Source organism: Marichromatium bheemlicum, assembly GCF_012276755.1.
Lineage (GTDB): Bacteria > Pseudomonadota > Gammaproteobacteria > Chromatiales > Chromatiaceae > Marichromatium > Marichromatium bheemlicum.
Genome location: NZ_JAAXKX010000015.1, coordinates 39,762 through 55,262 on the forward strand (window position 1 = coordinate 39,762; position 15,501 = coordinate 55,262).

Here is a 15,501-nt window from a genome sequence, read left to right on the forward strand (position 1 = left end):
CTTCGTGGATATAACGCAAGGCGCGCAAGCCGCGGGCGTCCTTCGGTGTTCGTGATGCTGTGTCAGTACATCAAGCAGGATCAGTGCCACGCGTTATGAATATCGCGTCGTCGGGCCCAGCCCCCTGTCGGGAAAAGGCATTTTCTGCGTGGCGGATGGGGGAGGCTGGGGCGGCTCGAACCCGGCCTGTTCCACGATGGTGCGATTTAGCGCCTTAGGATGTCCGATACGGTGCGCGGCGATGGCGCAGGGTAGAGCAAGGCACGTGCGCCAGTGCGTGCGAAGGGGCGCCAGTCGTCTTCGGGTTGGGCCAACCGATCGGCGATGACGTCGAGGGCGAGGGGGTGGTAGATCATGCCCAGATGGCTGGAGGGAATTTCGATGGGGTCGAAATTCGGTGCTGGCGGTTGGTGGCTGGTGTGCCAGGCGACGATACCGTCGCTGCGGCTGATCAGTGCCGTGGTCGGCACCGGCGGTGGTGTGGCCAGTGGCCCCAGGCTCGGGTCGAGACCGATCGGTTCGCCACTGAGTGCTTGGTGCAGTCGCCATAGCTGCGCCGGATCGGGGTAACCGGCGATGGGAGTGGCGAGGGTGATGACCTGGCGTACCTGCTCGGGGTGGGCCTTGGCCAGCTCGCGGGCATAGAGTCCACCGAGGCTCCAGCCGATCAGGCTCACCCGCCGGCGGTGATGACGGTGAAGTCGATCGAGTCGTGCGGCACAGGCGGCGAACACCCCAGGACGCGGTCCCCGGTTGATGCCCTGGCCCCAATCGATACAGGTATAGCCCAGTTCGTCGAGGGCGTGCCGTAGCGGTGCCGTACCGGCTGCGCCGCCGAACAGGCGGGGAAAGATCAGGACCGGATGAGCGTCACCGCGAGGATGGGGACACAATTGACGGCTGATCAGGGTGGCGACGAATTCGGCCCCGGCTCGGGATTCGAGCGCCAGACGCCAGGGGGCGGTGAGCCAGTCGGCGAGGAGTGCGGACACGGATGGGGTGGGGATCATCGTGTCCGCTCGGTTCAGGTCTCGTCTTGCGCGTCGGCCATCAATGGCGGCGGCTGGACCGGCGCGATACCGCGCACGCGGCGCAGCCAGTTGATCGCCCCGAGCAGGTGAGGGTTGGCGGCGAGCTGGCGTTCGAGGCGGTACTTGCCAGGGAAATCGATCAAGATCAGCCCCATCAGGATGGTCAGCAGTCCTTGCCCCGGTAGCACCAGCATCAGCAGGCCACAGAGCAGTAGGAGGGCGCCGGTGAGGTTCTTGAGCAGGCGCAGCAGGGCATGCACCAGGGGATGATACCGCCGCAGCCGGCTCGGGCGCGGGGTACGCGCGGCGAAGTAATCGGTCGGGATCAGTGCCACCAGCCACGGCAGCGAGAGTAGCGAGAGCAGGAACACGGCGATGGACAGGCCCGCGATCCAGGCACTCAGTGCCTGGTGGGTTGCCACCCAGTGCAGTGCGGTTTCGATCATGATGGTGCGATTCCTGGAGTGGGCGGGCCGCACCGTGCGGTCCGCCCCGCGGCCTCAGTGGGCCTGGCTGGCAGCGTGCAGTTCGGCGGCCTGGAGGGTGTTCTCGAGCAGGCTGGCGATGGTCATCGGACCGACCCCGCCAGGCACCGGGGTGATCCAGGCGGCACGCTCGGCGCAGCTGGCGAAGTCGACGTCGCCGACCAGCTTGCCGTCCTCGTTGCGATTGATGCCGACATCGATGACCGTCGCACCCTCTTTGATCCACTCGCCGGGCACGAAGCGCGGGCGGCCGACGGCGGCGACCAGGATGTCGGCCCCGCGTACCTTCTCGGCGAGGTCCTTGGTGCGGCTGTGGCAGATGGTCACGGTGCAACGGGCGGCCAGCAGCTCCAGGGCCATCGGTCGGCCGACGATGTTCGACTGGCCGATCACCACCGCGTCGAGCCCGGCGAGCGGCTGACCGGTGCGCTCGAGCATGGTCATCACCCCCTTGGGCGTGCACGGGCGCAATAACGGCATGCGCAGCACCAAGCGACCGACGTTATAGGGATGGAAGCCGTCGACGTCCTTGGTCGGCAGGATGCGCTCGGTCACCAGGGTCTCGTCGATCTGCTCGGGCAGCGGCAGCTGCACCAGGATGCCGTCGATGTCCTGATCGGCGTTGAGCCGATCGATCAGCGCCAGCAGTTCGTCCTGGGTGGTCGAGGCCGGCAGCTCGTGCAGCTCGGAGCGGAAGCCGACCTCGGCGCAGGCCTTGCGCTTGTTGCGGACATAGACCTGGGAGGCGGGGTTCTCGCCGACCAGTACCACCGCCAGCCCGGGGGCGCGTTGGCCGGCGGCGAGCAGGGCGTCGACCCGGGTCTTGATCTGCTGGCGGATGTCTGCGGCGATCGACTTGCCGTCGAGGAGTTGTGCGGTCATGGTCTTCCTAGTGATACAGGGTCAATAGCGCATGATATCGCGCGCGGCGGTGGCGATGGAATCCGTCGTAAGGGAATTAGTGCTTGACTTCGATCGTGGAGCGCCGTAGATTAGGCGCTCTTCGATTTCGGGTCAGCATTGTTGGCCGAAACCGGGGTATAGCGCAGTCTGGTAGCGCGCCTGCTTTGGGAGCAGGATGTCGGGGGTTCGAATCCCTCTACCCCGACCAAAGACAGCCGCCAGGTCTCGGGCACGGATTTCCGGCTCGTTCACTGCGCCGCCACGAGCGCCCGTAGCTCAGTTGGATAGAGCAACGGCCTTCTAAGCCGTGGGTCGCAGGTTCGAATCCTGCCGGGCGTGCCACACGCAAGCCGCACGGCAACGAGATCGGGCTTGGTGAAAAAAGGGCTTGCATATCTTCAGGGACAGATTATAATGCACAGCTCATCGCATCGACGAATGCGAAGTAGCTATGGTGGACGTAGCTCAGTTGGTAGAGCGCAGGATTGTGGTTCCTGTGGTCGTGGGTTCGATCCCCATCGTCCACCCCAAAATTTAGAGAGTACGTGAGTTGACAAGGCAAACAAAGTCCTTTAAGCTTAACGGCTCTAGAAAAACGGGCCGTTAGCTCAGCTGGTAGAGCAGTGGACTCTTAATCCATTGGTCGTAGGTTCGAATCCTACACGGCCCACCAAATACAAAAAAGGCCCTTCCGTTCGCGGAGGGGCCTTTTTTATTGCCTGCGATCGCATGTCGCGATTTCCAGCCACCAGCCCTGTCGACCGGGCAAAAAGGCCCAGGGCGTTCGGCGAATACGGCATCCTCGCTGGCCGAGGCCTACGCTGCCGCAGCGGGATAAGCTGACGAGCAAGGGCCTGCCGTCCCGCCATCCGGTGACCGTGTTTGCGCCAGCCCGGTGCCAGCGCGCAGAAAATTTCTGGCGTCACTCGTCATTTCACCTGCGATCTTGTGGGTTGGGTTGTTCGCTCATCCCCCTATCGTTGATATGTCCCCAGGGATATGCGCGAGTACTCAAGCTATTGCTCTCTTTCTCCTCGCATCATTGCGGTTCGACCACGCGCTGCTTGCGGCCTGCGTAGCCCCGATGCGCTTTCGCCATCGTTCGCAGTTCGCGTCTACTGATGGCTGGCCCGCGTCGGGCTGAACTCGCTGCGCTTCGTCTGCGGTGATGCCAGCGCCACCTGCCATCGCTCGCTCCCGAGAAATCCGCAAGCGCCTCTCGCCCGATCAGCGCCGATCCCGCTCGCTCGGCGCGCACGGCGTCGCGTTGCCCTGATCGACCTCGATCAGTTCGGTGCGACTCGGCAGGGGGACAGACGTGATGACGTGGGGGAGATCCCGCGCCATCGAGCCGTTTCGGCGATGAACGAGGGTTGTTTCCGGCACGGCCCAGAGCACCTCAGTGGGTCTCGCTGAGGGAGGTGAAGGCCTGCTGTCGGCGCTGTTCGCGCAGCGCGTCGAGCCGTGCTTGAGTCTGCTCGATTCGGGGACGGGCACCGATCTCCTGGAACAGTGTCAGACATTGCTTGAATATCGCCTCGGCCCGGTCGAGGTCGCCCCGGGAGTGGTAGATGAGGCCTAGGTTGCCGTAGGCCACCGCGTTGATGGGGTGAGTGACCAGGTGAGCGTCGACGCGGGTCTTCGGTGTCTTTGCATGGTCACTCAACCCATCCTACGATCTCGCTCCCCCTTCGTGTCCTCTGTGTCTTTGCGGTTCGAATCAGCCTCCAGCGATCAGCCGCCAGCCGCCAGTGCTGATGGCTGATCGCTGGAAGCCGATTGCATTCCCCCCCGGCGCCAGCGGTTAGAATGCCCCGCTCGGGTGTCGTGCGATGCCCGTCGACGGTGGCGCACGGGGCGGCGCGGTTGCTAACGAGGTAGAGGTATGAATGAGCTTTTTTCCCGGCACGAGCTGGCCTGCATCCTGTTGCGGGTGCCCGAGACCGGAGACCTGGAGCTGGATCGTTTGATTGCGCAGTCGCGCGCCCTGGACCACCGGTCCTCGACCGAGACGACCATGGTGCTGGATCAGGCGGTAAGGCGTGAGGGCGCGGCGCAGCAGGCCGAGCGCAAGGCGGCGCTCGATGACGAGCTGGCGCACCTGCTGCGTGAGCAGCAGCAGGCACAGGCCGAGTTCAAGGCTGGCGGTGCCGACTGAGGGTGGCGGCGCTCAGTAGGGCGGGGCCTTGATCTGGCCGGCGGCGTAGGCGATGCGGTCGAAGTAGGCGGCGCGCTCGTCGGCGTCGGCGTAGTTGTAGAGCTGCTGGGCGTAGTCCGAGAGCAGGTCGATGCTCGGCTGCACCGCCTCGAGGATCTCGTCGGTGGCCGCTTGGTAGACGACCAGCGGTACGGTCTCGCCCTTGAGCTTGCGCGCGGCGGCGTCGAGGGTCAGTGCCTTGAGCGCCGAGGCCTTGAACTTGGCCCCGCGCAGGGTGCTCGGCGAGCCGCTGAAGTCGATCGTCTCGGTGACGATCCAGCGCTCCTTGCGCAGCGCGAAGTCGACATAGAGGTTGCCGTGGCCCTCGATCGGGTACTTGGCCACCACCATGCCACGGTCGATGTCCTCGTCCTGCTTGGCGAGCAGTTGCAGCACCTCGAACTGCTGGCGGATGACGGTCTCGAGCCGGGTGACGGGCTCGACGCGCTTGTGCTTGAGCGGCGGCTTGACCAGGTCGGAGAGGATCGACTGCACCTGCTGTTCGTAGTCCTGACCCTGTTCGAGATAGAACTCGCCGAGCGCCGAGAGGCGGATGCTGCCGAGGTTGGCGAGCACCTGGTGTTGCTGCTCGGGGCGCTCGATGCCCTGGATCAGGGTGGAGAAGTAGGGCGGGTAGTCGCGCAGCATCTGCTCGTCGAACCTGGGATCGAGCGCGCGCACCTTGTGCAGCGAGGGCAGCAGGCGCACGTCGAGCCCCGCGGGGCGGAACACCACCACGCCGATGTTGACGGTCTCGCCGCGGCGGGTGTCGGGGACGACGCGGATGACGGCGTACTTGAGACGTTCAGAAGGCATGATCGATCACCGTGGCGACCTGCTCGAGACGAGCGATGCGCTGGTTGCGCCACCAGTCGTCGAGCTTGACCGCGATGCCGTGCGGCAGCCAGTGCGGCGGCAGGTCACGACAGCAGCGTTCGAGGGTATCGTTGGGGAGTGAGTAGAGCCGGCCGGTGACGCGCAGCGCGGCATCGCGGTCGAAGCCGTGCAGGCGCATCAGCGCGTGCGCCACCACCAGGGTGTTGCAGGTCGGCGAGAGCATCGGCACCGGCCAGCCGGCCATCAGCAAGGCGCGGCTGAAGTCGGTGGCGACCACCGCAGCGACGCTGTGGTTGGGGTCGCGCCGCACCAGGAAGTTGCCGAGATGGCGGTTCTGGTTACCGACGAAGAGGTCGAAGGCGAGGATCGCCGAGAGTACCTGGCTCGATACCCCGCCCTTGGTCATCAGCAGCACCCGTGCCTCCTGGGAGGCGAGGGTGCCGCCCTCCCAGGGCGAGGCGAAGGCCATGGTGGCGTCGGGCAGTTGTGCGATCTCGCCGCCGAGCACGGGCAGATCGCAGGCCAGTGCCAGGCGGGTGCAGATCAGCTCGGTGGCGGGGAGCAGCGCGGCGTCACTGCTGCGCTTGATGGCGTAGGTCAGGCCGTCGATGCCGACGCCGATCGCGCGCAGGTCGTTCTCACCCAGATCGACGGGGTCGAGACGCACGATTTCCAAGGGCCACAGGCGTCCCTGCATGAGGGGGCTCACTCCTTGCGGGCCAGGTGGTCCGCAATCTGGTTCAGTAGTTCGAGATCGGCCGCGCTCAGTCGCCCGGCGTCGGCCGCCGCGGCGATGCGCGCGAGCGCAACGTGCGGCGGTCGTCCCGAGGACCAGGGCATCGCGGTGGCGGTGGCGCTGGGCGGCGACGAGGGAGGCGTGGCGGGCGCTGGGCGGGGCTCGACTTGGCGCGCTGGTTCGGCGCCGGTCAAGAGCCACTCGGCGCTGACCGTCAATGCCTGGGCTAGGGCGACGATATCGCCGGTCGACTCGGCGCGGCCCGATTCGAGCCGCGAGATCATCTGTTGCGACATGCCACTCCGGGTGGCCAGTTCACGTTGGGTCAATCCGAGTGCGAGCCGACGTTGGCGAAGTCGTTTGCTCCAGTGCATCCGCGCAAGCGTACAACCGAAGTTGTCGGACAGCAAACCATCAAGGTTGTTAAATACTACTTCGATGGTTTTTGGGGCGTCCCGCCGGGTTCGGCTCAGTCGAGTGCCTGAGCGGCCTTGAGGTAGCTCTCGCAGCCCTCGCGTTCGAGGTGATCGGCCCCGGCCTGGTCGACACAGCGTTGGTACTCGTCGATTAGTCGCAGTCGTTCCTTGGCAACGGTCTCCTGGGCCTTGTAGGCGCGTTTCTGGGCTCGCGCGGCACCACCGCAGGCGGTGGTCGAGAGCGCGAACAGGGCGACGAGCAGCAGGGTCAGCAAGCGCATGGTCTCAGCAATCTGCATGGGTTGGCTTCAAGGTCGATCCAGTCTAGCAAAACCGCTTCGAGATTGGCGCCGGGGGTGGTGAGCGGCGACGGTGGCGCGGTGTCCGGGGCGGGCGCGGTCACGTCCGTCCGAGCTTGGCGTGTGCCGTTACGGATGCTAAGCGGTTGTTTTCATAAGGGCTCGATGTAGGCCGCGTCCCCGGGCATGCCTGTATGGCAGGGGCGGGCAGTTGCGTTGCGTCGGGGGTCGGCTACCTTTGTCCTCACTTGGGTCTGCGAGTCCTCGGTTCGCCTCGGTGCTTACCGAGAACGCCCCGATGCCACCTCGCGCGGAGGATGTTCCATGGTCTCGATGCCGCGCGGCGCCGCGCCGCTCCGGTCAGCCCGTCGCTCGGGGGCGGTGGGGTTGTTATCGCTGTGTTCGCTGTCGATCGTCGGCTGTGTCCCCGGCGGTGATGCACCGCCCGCCGCCGAGCCGCCCTCGGTCGGGGTGATCGCCGTCACCGAGGAGCGGGTCAATCCCTATTTCGAGTTCGTCGGCAAGACCCGCGCGGCCGATACCGTGGCGCTGCGCGCGCGGGTGACCGGCTTCTTGCTCGAGCGCGCCTTCCAGGAGGGCAGCCAGGTCGAGGCCGACGAGCTGCTCTTTCGCATCGAGCCCGAGCAGTATCTGGCGAGCCTCGCCCAGGCCCAGGCGCAACTGAGCGCCGCCGAGGCCTCGCTCAACCGCGCTCAGGTCGATCTCGCGCGCTACCAGGAGCTGGCCAAGGCCAACAACGTCAGTCAACAGAAGGTCGACGAGGCCCAGGCCGAGGTGCTGGTGCAGGAGGCGGCGGTCGAGACCGCCCAGGCCGACATCCAGAAGGCCCAGCTCAACGTCGACTACACCGAGATCCGTGCGCCGATCGCCGGGCGTATCGATCTGGCCGCCTTCGATGTCGGCAACCTGGTCGAGCCCGCTTCGGGCGTCCTAGCCACCATCAATCGGATGGAGCCGATCAAGGTCGCCTTCTCGATCGCCGAGACCTGGTACCTGGAGCTGGCCCAGGCCGGGGCGCGGGCGCGTCAGGGCCAGGATCAGGCGGAGTTGTCCGCCCCCGACGAGCAGCACTTCGTCCCCCAGATCCGCCTGCCCGACGGTTCGCTCTATCCCCACGACGGCTGGTTCGACTTCTTCGACAACAAGGTCGACGAGACCACCGGCACGGTGCTGGTGCGCGCCGAGTTCCCCAACCCCGACCGGCTATTGTTGCCGGGGCAGTTCGTCACCGTGGTGATCGAGCGGCGCGAGGCGGTCTCGGCGGTGGTGGTGCCGCAGGCGGCACTGCTCACCGACCAGGGCGGCAGTTACGTGCTGGTGGTCGGCGAGGACGACAAGGTCGATCGCCGTCGGGTCCGGACCGGGCAGCGTTTCGGCACCCGTCAGGCGATCGAGGAGGGACTCGAGTCCGGCGAGCGGATCGTGCTCTACGGCATCCAGAAGGTGCGCCCGGGTATCCAAGTGCGCCCGGAGACCGCCACGCCGCCCGGCGACCCGCTCGCCGCCACCGGACCGAGTTCGAGCGGCGACGCTGGCGGCGGTGATGCCGAGCCCGCCGTGCGCGATTGACCCTGTGGGCGAACCGACCGGAGCACCGCGATGACGCTGTCCAAGTTCTTCATCAACCGGCCGAAGTTCGCCTTCGTCATCTCCATCGTGATCTCGCTGGCCGGGTTGCTCGCGCTGCTGGCGCTGCCGGTGGCGCAGTTCCCCGAGATCACCCCGCCGACGGTGAGCGTCAGCACCCAGTACGCCGGGGCCAGCGCCGAGGTCGTCGAGGAGACGGTCGCCGCCCCCATCGAGCAGGAGGTCAACGGTATCGAGGGCATGATCTACATGGCCTCGAAGTCCGACAACGACGGGCGCTACAGCCTCACCGTCACCTTCGAGATCGGCACCGACGCCGACATGGCCCAGGTCAAGGTGCAGAACCGCGTCGCCCAGGCCGAGCCCAAGCTGCCCGAGGAGGTGCGCCGCCAGGGGGTGAAGACCGAGAAGCAGTCGACCAACATGCTGCTGATCGTCAACCTCTACTCGCCCGACGAGAGCCTCGATGCGCTCTACCTCAACAACTACGCCACCATCAACATCAAGGATGCGCTCGGGCGCGTCAACGGGGTCGGCAAGGCCGAGATCCTCGGGGTGATGGACTACGGCATGCGCTTCTGGCTCAAGCCCGATCGGATGACCGCGCTGGGGGTCAGCGTCGCCGATCTCCAGAATGCGGTGGCGACGCAGAACGTGCAGGTGCCGGCCGGTCAGATCGGCGCGCCGCCGGCACCGGCCGATCAGCAGTTCCAGTACACGGTGACCACCAAGGGGCGGCTGACCGAGCCCGAGGAGTTCGCCGACATCATCATCCGCATGAACCCAGACGGCTCGGCGATCCGCGTCAGCGACGTCGCCCGGGTGGAACTCGGCGCCCAGGCCTATTCGGCCTCAGGGCGGCTCGACGGGCGCCCCTCGGTGGTGCTTGCCGTCTACCAGACCCCGGACGCCAACGCCCTGGCTACCGCTACGGCGGTGCGCGCGCAGCTCGATGAACTCGCCGAGCGTTTCCCCGAGGGCCTGGAGCAGGCCATCCTCTACGACACCACCAACTTCATCTCGGCCTCGATCGACGAGGTCAAGGTGACGCTCTACCAGGCCGTCGGCCTGGTGGTGCTGGTGGTGTTCCTGTTCCTCGGCGACTGGCGTACCACGCTGATCCCCGGTATCGCCATCCCGGTGTCGCTGATCGGCACCTTCGTGGTGCTGGCGGTGCTCGGCTTCACCCTCAACACCATCGTGCTGTTCGCGCTGATCCTGGCCATCGGCATCGTCGTCGACGATGCCATCATCGTGGTCGAGAACGTGCAGCGGCTGATGGCCGAGGAGGGGCTCGACCAGAAGGTGGCGACGGCCAAGGCGATGGACCAGGTCGGCGGCGCGGTGGTCGCCACCACCCTGGTGCTGCTGGCGGTGTTCGTGCCGGTCGGCTTCATGCCCGGGATCACCGGCCAGCTCTACCAGCAGTTCGCGGTGACCATCGCGGTGGCGGTGTCGATCTCCTCGATCAACGCCCTGACCCTGAGTCCGGCGCTGTGCGCGGTGTTGCTGCGTCCGGGGCGCGAGCCGCTGCGTTGGCTCAACTGGTTCGAGCGGTTGTTCGGTCGGCTTACCGCCGGCTACACCGCCACGGTCAAGCTGACGGTGCGTCGCGCCGCGCTGATCTCGTTGCTCTACGTCGGGCTGATCGCCGCCACCGGCTGGCTGTTCACCCACCTGCCCACCGGTTTCCTGCCCGAGGAGGATCAGGGCTACTTCTTCATCGAGGTGCAGCTCCCCGACGCCGCCTCGCTCACCCGCACCGAGACCGTGCTCGGGCGCGTCGAGCAGCAGTTGCTCGAGATCCCCGGGGTGACCAACGTTATCTCGGTGTCCGGGTTCTCGCTGCTCAACAGCGCCTTCGGCTCCAACAGTGCGTTGGTGATCCCGGTGCTCGCGCCCTGGGACGAGCGTCAGGACCCCGGGCTGCGCCTGCCGGCGATCGTCGCCGCCGCCCAGGGCGTGGCCGCGCGCACCATCGACGCCAACGTCATCCCCTTCGTCCCGCCGGCGATCCCCGGGCTCGGCAGCTCCGGCGGTTTCTCTTTCGTGCTCCAGGACTACAGCGGCGGCGACCTGCAGGCGTTCGCCGCGGCGATGCGCGGCTTCATCGTCGCGGCCAACGGTCAGCCCGAGATCGGCAATGCCTTCAGTACCTTTCGCGCCGACGTGCCGATGCTCTTCCTCCAGGTCAATCGCGACAAGGTCGAGACCCTGCAGGTGCCGCTCAACGAGCTGTTCGCCACCCTCCAGGCCCAGCTCGGCTCGGTCTACATCAACGATTTCAACAAATTCGGCCGCACCTGGCGGGTCATGGCCCAGGCCGAGGGCGAGTTCCGCGACACCCCCAGCGACATCCTCCGTCTGTTCGTGCGAAGTGCCGGTGGCGAGATGGTGCCGGTGGCCACCCTGGCCGAGGTCGAGACCATCACCGGGCCGCAGATCATGGCCCGTTACAACCTCTTTCGCTCGGCCGACATCTCCGGCGCGGCCGCCCCGGGCTACAGCTCGGGGCAGGCGATCGCGGCGATGGAACGCACCGCCGACGAGACCCTGCCGAGCGGTTTCGGTTACGAGTGGACCAGCATGTCCTATCAGGAGATCGAGGCCGCCGGGCAGGCGCCGCTGATCTTCGCCCTGGCGTTGCTGTTCGTCTATCTCTTCCTGGTCGCCCAGTACGAGAGCTGGTCGATCCCGCTGGCGGTGCTGTTGGCGGTGCCGGTGGCGGTGTTCGGCGCCCTCGCCACGGTCGGCGCCGCCGGGCTCGACGTCAACCTCTACACCCAGATCGGACTGGTGATGCTGATCGGGCTGGCGGCGAAGAACGCCATCCTCATCGTCGAGTTCGCCAAGGAGCTGCGCGAGGGCGAGGGGCTGTCGATCTACGATGCCGCGGTCAAGGCCGCGCGGCTGCGTTTTCGCGCGGTGATGATGACCGCGCTCTCCTTCCTCCTTGGCATCCTCCCGCTGGTGTTCGCCTCGGGGGCCGGGGCGGGCTCGCGGGTGGCGCTGGGCACGGCGGTGTTCGGTGGCATGCTCGCCGCCACCCTGATCGGTATCCTGTTGATCCCGGTGACCTACTTCGTGGTGCAGGGCGCGCGTGAGTGGCTCAAGGGTGCCGGTTGGCGGCGCGCTGATGACGCCCGATAGCACCACGGCGCTGCGTGCGCTGATCGAGCGTATCCGCCGCGAGCTGCCGTTCGACGACCCCAGCGCGCGGGCCTGTCACGGCAACTGCGCCGCCGGCTGTGTGCCTCGGCTGCTCGACTTTCTCGAACAGCAGCTCGATGATTGGGAGTGGCACCTGGCGCGCGGCGCGCGACCGGGGCTCGCCGAGTTCTCGGCGCTCGCGCGCAGCGCGCGCCGGGTGCACGCGGTGCTCGCGCGTAACGGCCTGGTGGCCCCGCTGTCCGACCACGACTGACTGATGCCGGGGCCATGCGCGCCACCCGGAGTGAGAGACCCATCATGCCCGATCCCGCCGATCGCCTGCTGGCGCTGGTACGTGCCTTCGCCCGCGAGTCGCAATTGCCCATCGCCCTGGAGACCATCGGTCTCGATACCCGACTCGAGACCGATCTCGGGCTCGACAGCCTCAGTCGCGCCGAGCTCAACGCCCGGCTCGAACAGGGCTTCGGGGTCGAGTTGCCCGACCGTGCATTGCTGGCCACCACCGTCGCCGAGCTGCTGACCCTGGTGCGTGAGCGGGGCGGGGTGGGTGAGGGGCCGAGGCTGCGCCTGGTGCCCGACCCGACCGCCCACGCCGGTGTGCCCGAGGAGGCCGCGACCCTGCTCGAGGTGCTCGACTGGCACGTTGCCCGCCAGGGCGAGCGGGTCCACATCCACTACTACGACAGCGACGACCAGGTCCAAACGATCCGCTATCGCACCCTCGCCGAGGGTGCGGCGCGGGTGGCCAACCGGCTGCATGGTGCCGGGGTACGCCCTGGTGAGACGGTGGCGCTGATGCTGCCGAGCGGGCCGGGGTATTTCTTCAGCTTCTTCGGGGTGCTGCGTGCCGGGGCCATCCCCGTGCCGATCTATCCGCCGGCGCGCCCCCAGCTCCTCGAGGATCACCTGCGCCGCCATGCCCGCATCCTCGCCAACGCCGGCTGCGTGGCGATGCTCACCGAGGGCGCGGCGGCGCGGGTCGTGGCGCTGCTGCGGTTGCAGCTACCGGCGCTCAGTGCGGTGCTCACCCTCGACGGGCTCGACATCGAGTCGAGCGCCCCGGTGGCCCCGCCTGCAAGGGCCGACGATATCGCCTTCCTGCAGTACACCTCGGGCAGTACCGGTGCGCCCAAGGGGGTGATGCTCAGCCACGCCGAGCTACTGGCCAACATCCGCGCCATGGGTGCAGCGGTGGCGATCACCCCGGAGGATCGCTTCGTCAGCTGGTTGCCGCTGTATCACGACATGGGGCTGATCGGCGCCTGGCTCGGCAGCCTCTACTTCGCCATCCCGCTGATCTCGTTCTCACCGCTGACCTTCCTCGCCCGCCCCCGGCGCTGGCTGCAGGCGATCGATCATCATCGCGCCACCCTCTCTGCGGCGCCCAACTTCGCCTACGAGCTCTGTCTCAGTCGTATCGGCGAGCGGCAGCTCGCCGGGCTCGATCTCAGCAGTTGGCGCCGTGCCTTCAACGGTGCCGAGCCGGTAAGCGCCGAGACCCTGGAGCGCTTCGCCGCGCGCTTTGCCCGCTGCGGGTTGCGCGCCGAGGCGCTCGCCCCGGTCTATGGGCTGGCTGAGGCGGCGGTGGGGCTGTGCTTCCCGCCGCCGACCCGGGGGCCGAGGATCGACTGCATCGATCGGGATCGTCTTGCCGAGGACGGTTATGCGCTGCGTGTCGATTGTGCCGATCCCGGCGCGCAACGCGTGGTCGGTTGCGGCCAGCCGCTGCCGGGCTATCGACTGCGGGTGGTCGACGCCCGGCGCGCGCCGCTGCCCGAGCGTCACGAGGGGCTGGTGCAGTTCCAGGGACCCTCGGCCACCCGGGGCTACTACCGCAACCCCGAGGCGAGCGCCGAGCTGATCCATGAGGGTTGGCACGAGACCGGCGATCGCGGCTATCTCGCCGACGGCGAGATCCATCTCACTGGCCGGGTCAAGGACCTGATCATCCGTGGCGGGCGCAACCTCTATCCCTACGAACTGGAACAGGCCATCGGCGCCCTGCGCGGGGTGCGTCAGGGCTGCGTGGTGGCCTTCGCCGCGCGTGACCCGGGGCAGGGCAGCGAGCGCCTGGTGGTGGTCGCCGAGACCAAGGAACGCGACCCCGGGCGCCGCGCGCTGCTGCGCCAGCGCATCCTCGCGCGCGCCGGCGAGGTGCTGGGCGCGCCGCCGGACGAGATCGTGCTCGCACCGCCGCGCGCGGTGCTCAAGACCTCTAGTGGCAAGCTCCGACGCGGCGACACCCGCGCCCGTTATCTCGCCGGACGCATCCACACCACGCCCGCACCACCGTGGTGGCAGCTGGCGCGGGTCACACTTGCCGGACTGCGTGGACGGATGTTGGCCGATCTCGGCGCACTGCCGCAGCGCCTCTATGCCGCCCACGTGTGGTTGATGCTGGCGCTGATCGCGCCGCCGTGTTGGCTGGCGGTGGCGTTGTTGCCGGGGCGTGGGCTACGTTGGGCGGTGGTGCGCCGTGCCGCCAGGCTGTTGCGCCGACTCGTCGGGGTACGGCTGGTGGTCGAGGGGCGTGAGCGGCTGCCCTCAACGGGGGCGCCCTGGATCTTGGTGGCCAACCACCAGAGTTATGTCGACGCCCTGGTGCTGATCGAGGCGATCGGTCGTCCGCTGTGCTTCGTCGCCAAGCGTGAGCTGGGTCACAGCCGGTTGGCCGCCTATTTCCTGCGCCGCCTCGACTGCGTGCTGGTCGATCGCTTCGACGTGCGCGCCGGGGGCATGGCGCTCGCCGAGCTGCGCGCACGGCTCGCCGCCGGGTGTCCGCTGGCGCTGTTCCCCGAGGCGACCTTCCGCGTCCGCCCCGGGCTGTTGCCCTTCCGCATGGGGGCCTTCGCGCTGGCCGCCGACAGTGGTACGCAGCTGGTGCCGGTGGCACTCGACGGTACCCGCGAGCTGCTGGCCGGTGCCCGCCTTTTCTCACCGCGCCGCGGGCAGGTGTGCGTGTATATTGGGCCGCCATTCGTCCCCCCGGGTCGGGGCTGGGACGCCGCGGTTGCGCTGCGAGAACAGGCGCGAGACTGGATCGAGACCCGGGTGGGGCCCAACTGATGCGGTTCTGAGTGGGGGGAATCGATGCAGAGAGATACCGATCGGCGCATGCTCGAGCAGATCGAGCAACAGGTCGATCTTGCGTCCTCACGGGTGCTGGAGATCGGCTGTGGTCGCGGTCGAGTCACCGCGCGGCTAGCGGCTCGCGCCGCCGGACTGGTCGCGCTCGACCCGGTGCAGTCGGCGTTGCGCGTGGTCGGCGACCGACTCCCCGGTCAGGCGTTAGTGGCTGCCCGTGGCGAGATGCTGCCGTTCGCCCCCGCGTGCTTCGACGTGGTGGTCTTCACCCTGTCGCTGCACCATCATCGCGATGCCGCCTCGGCGTTGTCCGAGGCGGCGCGGGTCTTGGTGCCTGGGGGGCGGGTCCTGGTGATCGAACCCGATGAGAGCGGGCTGCTCGAGCGGGTGTTCGCCCAGCTCGTCGACGAGGGGAGCGCTGTCGCCGCGGCCCAACGCGCGGTGGCGCGCTGTCCGCTGCGCCTGGCCTACGACGCTGGATTCAACGGCTGCTGGCGCTTTGATGATCATGCCGATCTGATCGGTGCGGTGTTCGATCATTATGCGCTGCCCGAGGATCCGGCGACGGTGGCGCGTATCGACGCGCTGCTCGGCCCGGAATGCCGCGCGCGCCCGATCCTGCTCGAGGACCGCATGCGCCTGCAGATGCTGCAGCCGGGTTGAACGCCCGCGCGCGGCGGCTTGTTCGCCGGGGGCCGGTGCCGAACCGGGTCCCGATCCATCGAACCGGTTGC

14 protein-coding genes and 4 tRNA genes are annotated in these 15,501 nt (G+C 67.7%); 10 read left to right on the forward strand and 8 right to left on the reverse strand.

Going from position 1 to position 15,501, the window contains the following annotated elements:
- Positions 1–206 precede the first annotated feature (206 nt).
- Genes HF203_RS11070 through folD form a run of 3 tightly spaced genes read right to left on the reverse strand, consistent with a single transcriptional unit; the run spans position 207 to position 2,398 of the window.
- Entirely contained in the window at positions 207–992 is a 786-nt protein-coding gene (locus HF203_RS11070; protein ID WP_343043912.1) for an alpha/beta fold hydrolase, read from the reverse strand.
- Positions 993–1,024: 32 nt separating this feature from the next.
- Complete coding sequence (locus HF203_RS11075; protein WP_168669635.1) at positions 1,025–1,477, reverse strand: PGPGW domain-containing protein; 453 nt, start codon at positions 1,475–1,477, stop codon at positions 1,025–1,027.
- A gap of 54 nt (positions 1,478–1,531) precedes the next feature.
- The gene (gene folD / locus HF203_RS11080; protein WP_168669637.1) at positions 1,532–2,398 is read right to left on the reverse strand and encodes a bifunctional methylenetetrahydrofolate dehydrogenase/methenyltetrahydrofolate cyclohydrolase FolD; all 867 of its coding nucleotides are present in this window, start codon (positions 2,396–2,398) and stop codon (positions 1,532–1,534) included.
- Between the two features lie 152 nt (positions 2,399–2,550).
- On the opposite strand from folD, the gene HF203_RS11085 reads away from it, so the two are divergent.
- The 4 genes from HF203_RS11085 (at position 2,551) to HF203_RS11100 (ending at position 3,092) form a co-directional block, all read left to right on the forward strand.
- Positions 2,551–2,627 (forward strand) — tRNA-Pro (locus tag HF203_RS11085).
- Between the two features lie 57 nt (positions 2,628–2,684).
- Positions 2,685–2,761 (forward strand) — tRNA-Arg (locus HF203_RS11090).
- A 112-nt stretch (positions 2,762–2,873) separates the two neighbouring features.
- Positions 2,874–2,949, forward strand: a tRNA-His gene (locus HF203_RS11095).
- 67 nt (positions 2,950–3,016) lie between these two features.
- Positions 3,017–3,092 (forward strand) — tRNA-Lys (locus HF203_RS11100).
- 726 nt (positions 3,093–3,818) lie between these two features.
- Here the strand turns inward: HF203_RS11100 and HF203_RS11105 are convergent.
- Positions 3,819–4,085 carry a tetratricopeptide repeat protein gene (locus HF203_RS11105; protein WP_168669639.1) on the reverse strand — a complete coding sequence of 89 codons (267 nt, stop codon included), beginning with the start codon at positions 4,083–4,085 and terminating at the stop codon, positions 3,819–3,821.
- A 219-nt stretch (positions 4,086–4,304) separates the two neighbouring features.
- On the opposite strand from HF203_RS11105, the gene HF203_RS11110 reads away from it, so the two are divergent.
- Positions 4,305–4,577, forward strand: coding sequence for a hypothetical protein (locus HF203_RS11110; protein WP_168669641.1), 273 nt, complete (start codon positions 4,305–4,307; stop codon positions 4,575–4,577).
- A 12-nt stretch (positions 4,578–4,589) separates the two neighbouring features.
- On the opposite strand, the gene HF203_RS11115 is transcribed toward HF203_RS11110, so the two are convergent.
- The 4 genes from HF203_RS11115 to HF203_RS11130 all read right to left on the reverse strand — a co-directional run bounded on the left by HF203_RS11115 (position 4,590) and on the right by HF203_RS11130 (position 6,904).
- Positions 4,590–5,432: a DUF3037 domain-containing protein gene (locus HF203_RS11115; protein ID WP_168669643.1), complete on the reverse strand. Its 843-nt coding sequence runs from the start codon at positions 5,430–5,432 to the stop codon at positions 4,590–4,592.
- Positions 5,422–6,150: a hypothetical protein gene (locus HF203_RS11120; RefSeq protein ID WP_168669645.1), complete on the reverse strand. Its 729-nt coding sequence runs from the start codon at positions 6,148–6,150 to the stop codon at positions 5,422–5,424. The genes HF203_RS11115 and HF203_RS11120 overlap by 11 nt, the downstream gene beginning before the upstream one ends.
- Positions 6,151–6,158: 8 nt before the next feature.
- Entirely contained in the window at positions 6,159–6,563 is a 405-nt protein-coding gene (locus HF203_RS16115) for a helix-turn-helix domain-containing protein (protein WP_246221745.1), read from the reverse strand.
- Positions 6,564–6,658: 95 nt separating this feature from the next.
- Positions 6,659–6,904, reverse strand: a complete 246-nt coding sequence (locus tag HF203_RS11130) for a hypothetical protein (RefSeq protein ID WP_168669647.1) — start codon at positions 6,902–6,904, stop codon at positions 6,659–6,661.
- Between the two features lie 324 nt (positions 6,905–7,228).
- Between HF203_RS11130 and HF203_RS11135 the strand changes: the two genes are divergently transcribed.
- The 5 genes from HF203_RS11135 to HF203_RS11155 are packed head-to-tail and all read left to right on the forward strand — an operon-like array spanning position 7,229 to position 15,430.
- Entirely contained in the window at positions 7,229–8,494 is a 1,266-nt protein-coding gene (locus HF203_RS11135; protein WP_168669649.1) for an efflux RND transporter periplasmic adaptor subunit, read from the forward strand.
- Between the two features lie 30 nt (positions 8,495–8,524).
- Positions 8,525–11,662: an efflux RND transporter permease subunit gene (locus HF203_RS11140; protein ID WP_168669651.1), complete on the forward strand. Its 3,138-nt coding sequence runs from the start codon at positions 8,525–8,527 to the stop codon at positions 11,660–11,662.
- Positions 11,649–11,936 carry a hypothetical protein gene (locus HF203_RS11145; RefSeq protein ID WP_168669653.1) on the forward strand — a complete coding sequence of 96 codons (288 nt, stop codon included), beginning with the start codon at positions 11,649–11,651 and terminating at the stop codon, positions 11,934–11,936. The genes HF203_RS11140 and HF203_RS11145 overlap by 14 nt, the downstream gene beginning before the upstream one ends.
- A 44-nt stretch (positions 11,937–11,980) precedes the next feature.
- Positions 11,981–14,749 carry an AMP-binding protein gene (locus HF203_RS11150; RefSeq protein WP_168669655.1) on the forward strand — a complete coding sequence of 923 codons (2,769 nt, stop codon included), beginning with the start codon at positions 11,981–11,983 and terminating at the stop codon, positions 14,747–14,749.
- Between the two features lie 24 nt (positions 14,750–14,773).
- A complete protein-coding gene (locus HF203_RS11155; RefSeq protein WP_168669657.1) occupies positions 14,774–15,430 on the forward strand; it encodes a class I SAM-dependent methyltransferase in 657 nt (218 codons plus the stop codon).
- The last annotated feature ends 71 nt before the right edge of the window (positions 15,431–15,501 follow it).

Excerpts from the sequence above, each read along its gene's own strand:
- HF203_RS11135 (WP_168669649.1), top strand. The coding sequence starts at position 7,229 with ATGGTCTCGATGCCGCGCGGCGCCGCGCCGCTCCGGTCAGCCCGTCGC.
- HF203_RS11140 (WP_168669651.1), top strand. The coding sequence starts at position 8,525 with ATGACGCTGTCCAAGTTCTTCATCAACCGGCCGAAGTTCGCCTTCGTC.
- HF203_RS11155 (WP_168669657.1), top strand. The coding sequence starts at position 14,774 with ATGCAGAGAGATACCGATCGGCGCATGCTCGAGCAGATCGAGCAACAG.
- HF203_RS11130 (WP_168669647.1), bottom strand. The coding sequence starts at position 6,904 with ATGCAGATTGCTGAGACCATGCGCTTGCTGACCCTGCTGCTCGTCGCC.
- HF203_RS16115 (WP_246221745.1), bottom strand. The coding sequence starts at position 6,563 with ATGCACTGGAGCAAACGACTTCGCCAACGTCGGCTCGCACTCGGATTG.
- HF203_RS11145 (WP_168669653.1), top strand. The coding sequence starts at position 11,649 with ATGACGCCCGATAGCACCACGGCGCTGCGTGCGCTGATCGAGCGTATC.
- folD (WP_168669637.1), bottom strand. The coding sequence starts at position 2,398 with ATGACCGCACAACTCCTCGACGGCAAGTCGATCGCCGCAGACATCCGC.
- HF203_RS11120 (WP_168669645.1), bottom strand. The coding sequence starts at position 6,150 with ATGCAGGGACGCCTGTGGCCCTTGGAAATCGTGCGTCTCGACCCCGTC.
- HF203_RS11115 (WP_168669643.1), bottom strand. The coding sequence starts at position 5,432 with ATGCCTTCTGAACGTCTCAAGTACGCCGTCATCCGCGTCGTCCCCGAC.
- HF203_RS11110 (WP_168669641.1), top strand. The coding sequence starts at position 4,305 with ATGAATGAGCTTTTTTCCCGGCACGAGCTGGCCTGCATCCTGTTGCGG.
- HF203_RS11150 (WP_168669655.1), top strand. The coding sequence starts at position 11,981 with ATGCCCGATCCCGCCGATCGCCTGCTGGCGCTGGTACGTGCCTTCGCC.
- HF203_RS11075 (WP_168669635.1), bottom strand. The coding sequence starts at position 1,477 with ATGATCGAAACCGCACTGCACTGGGTGGCAACCCACCAGGCACTGAGT.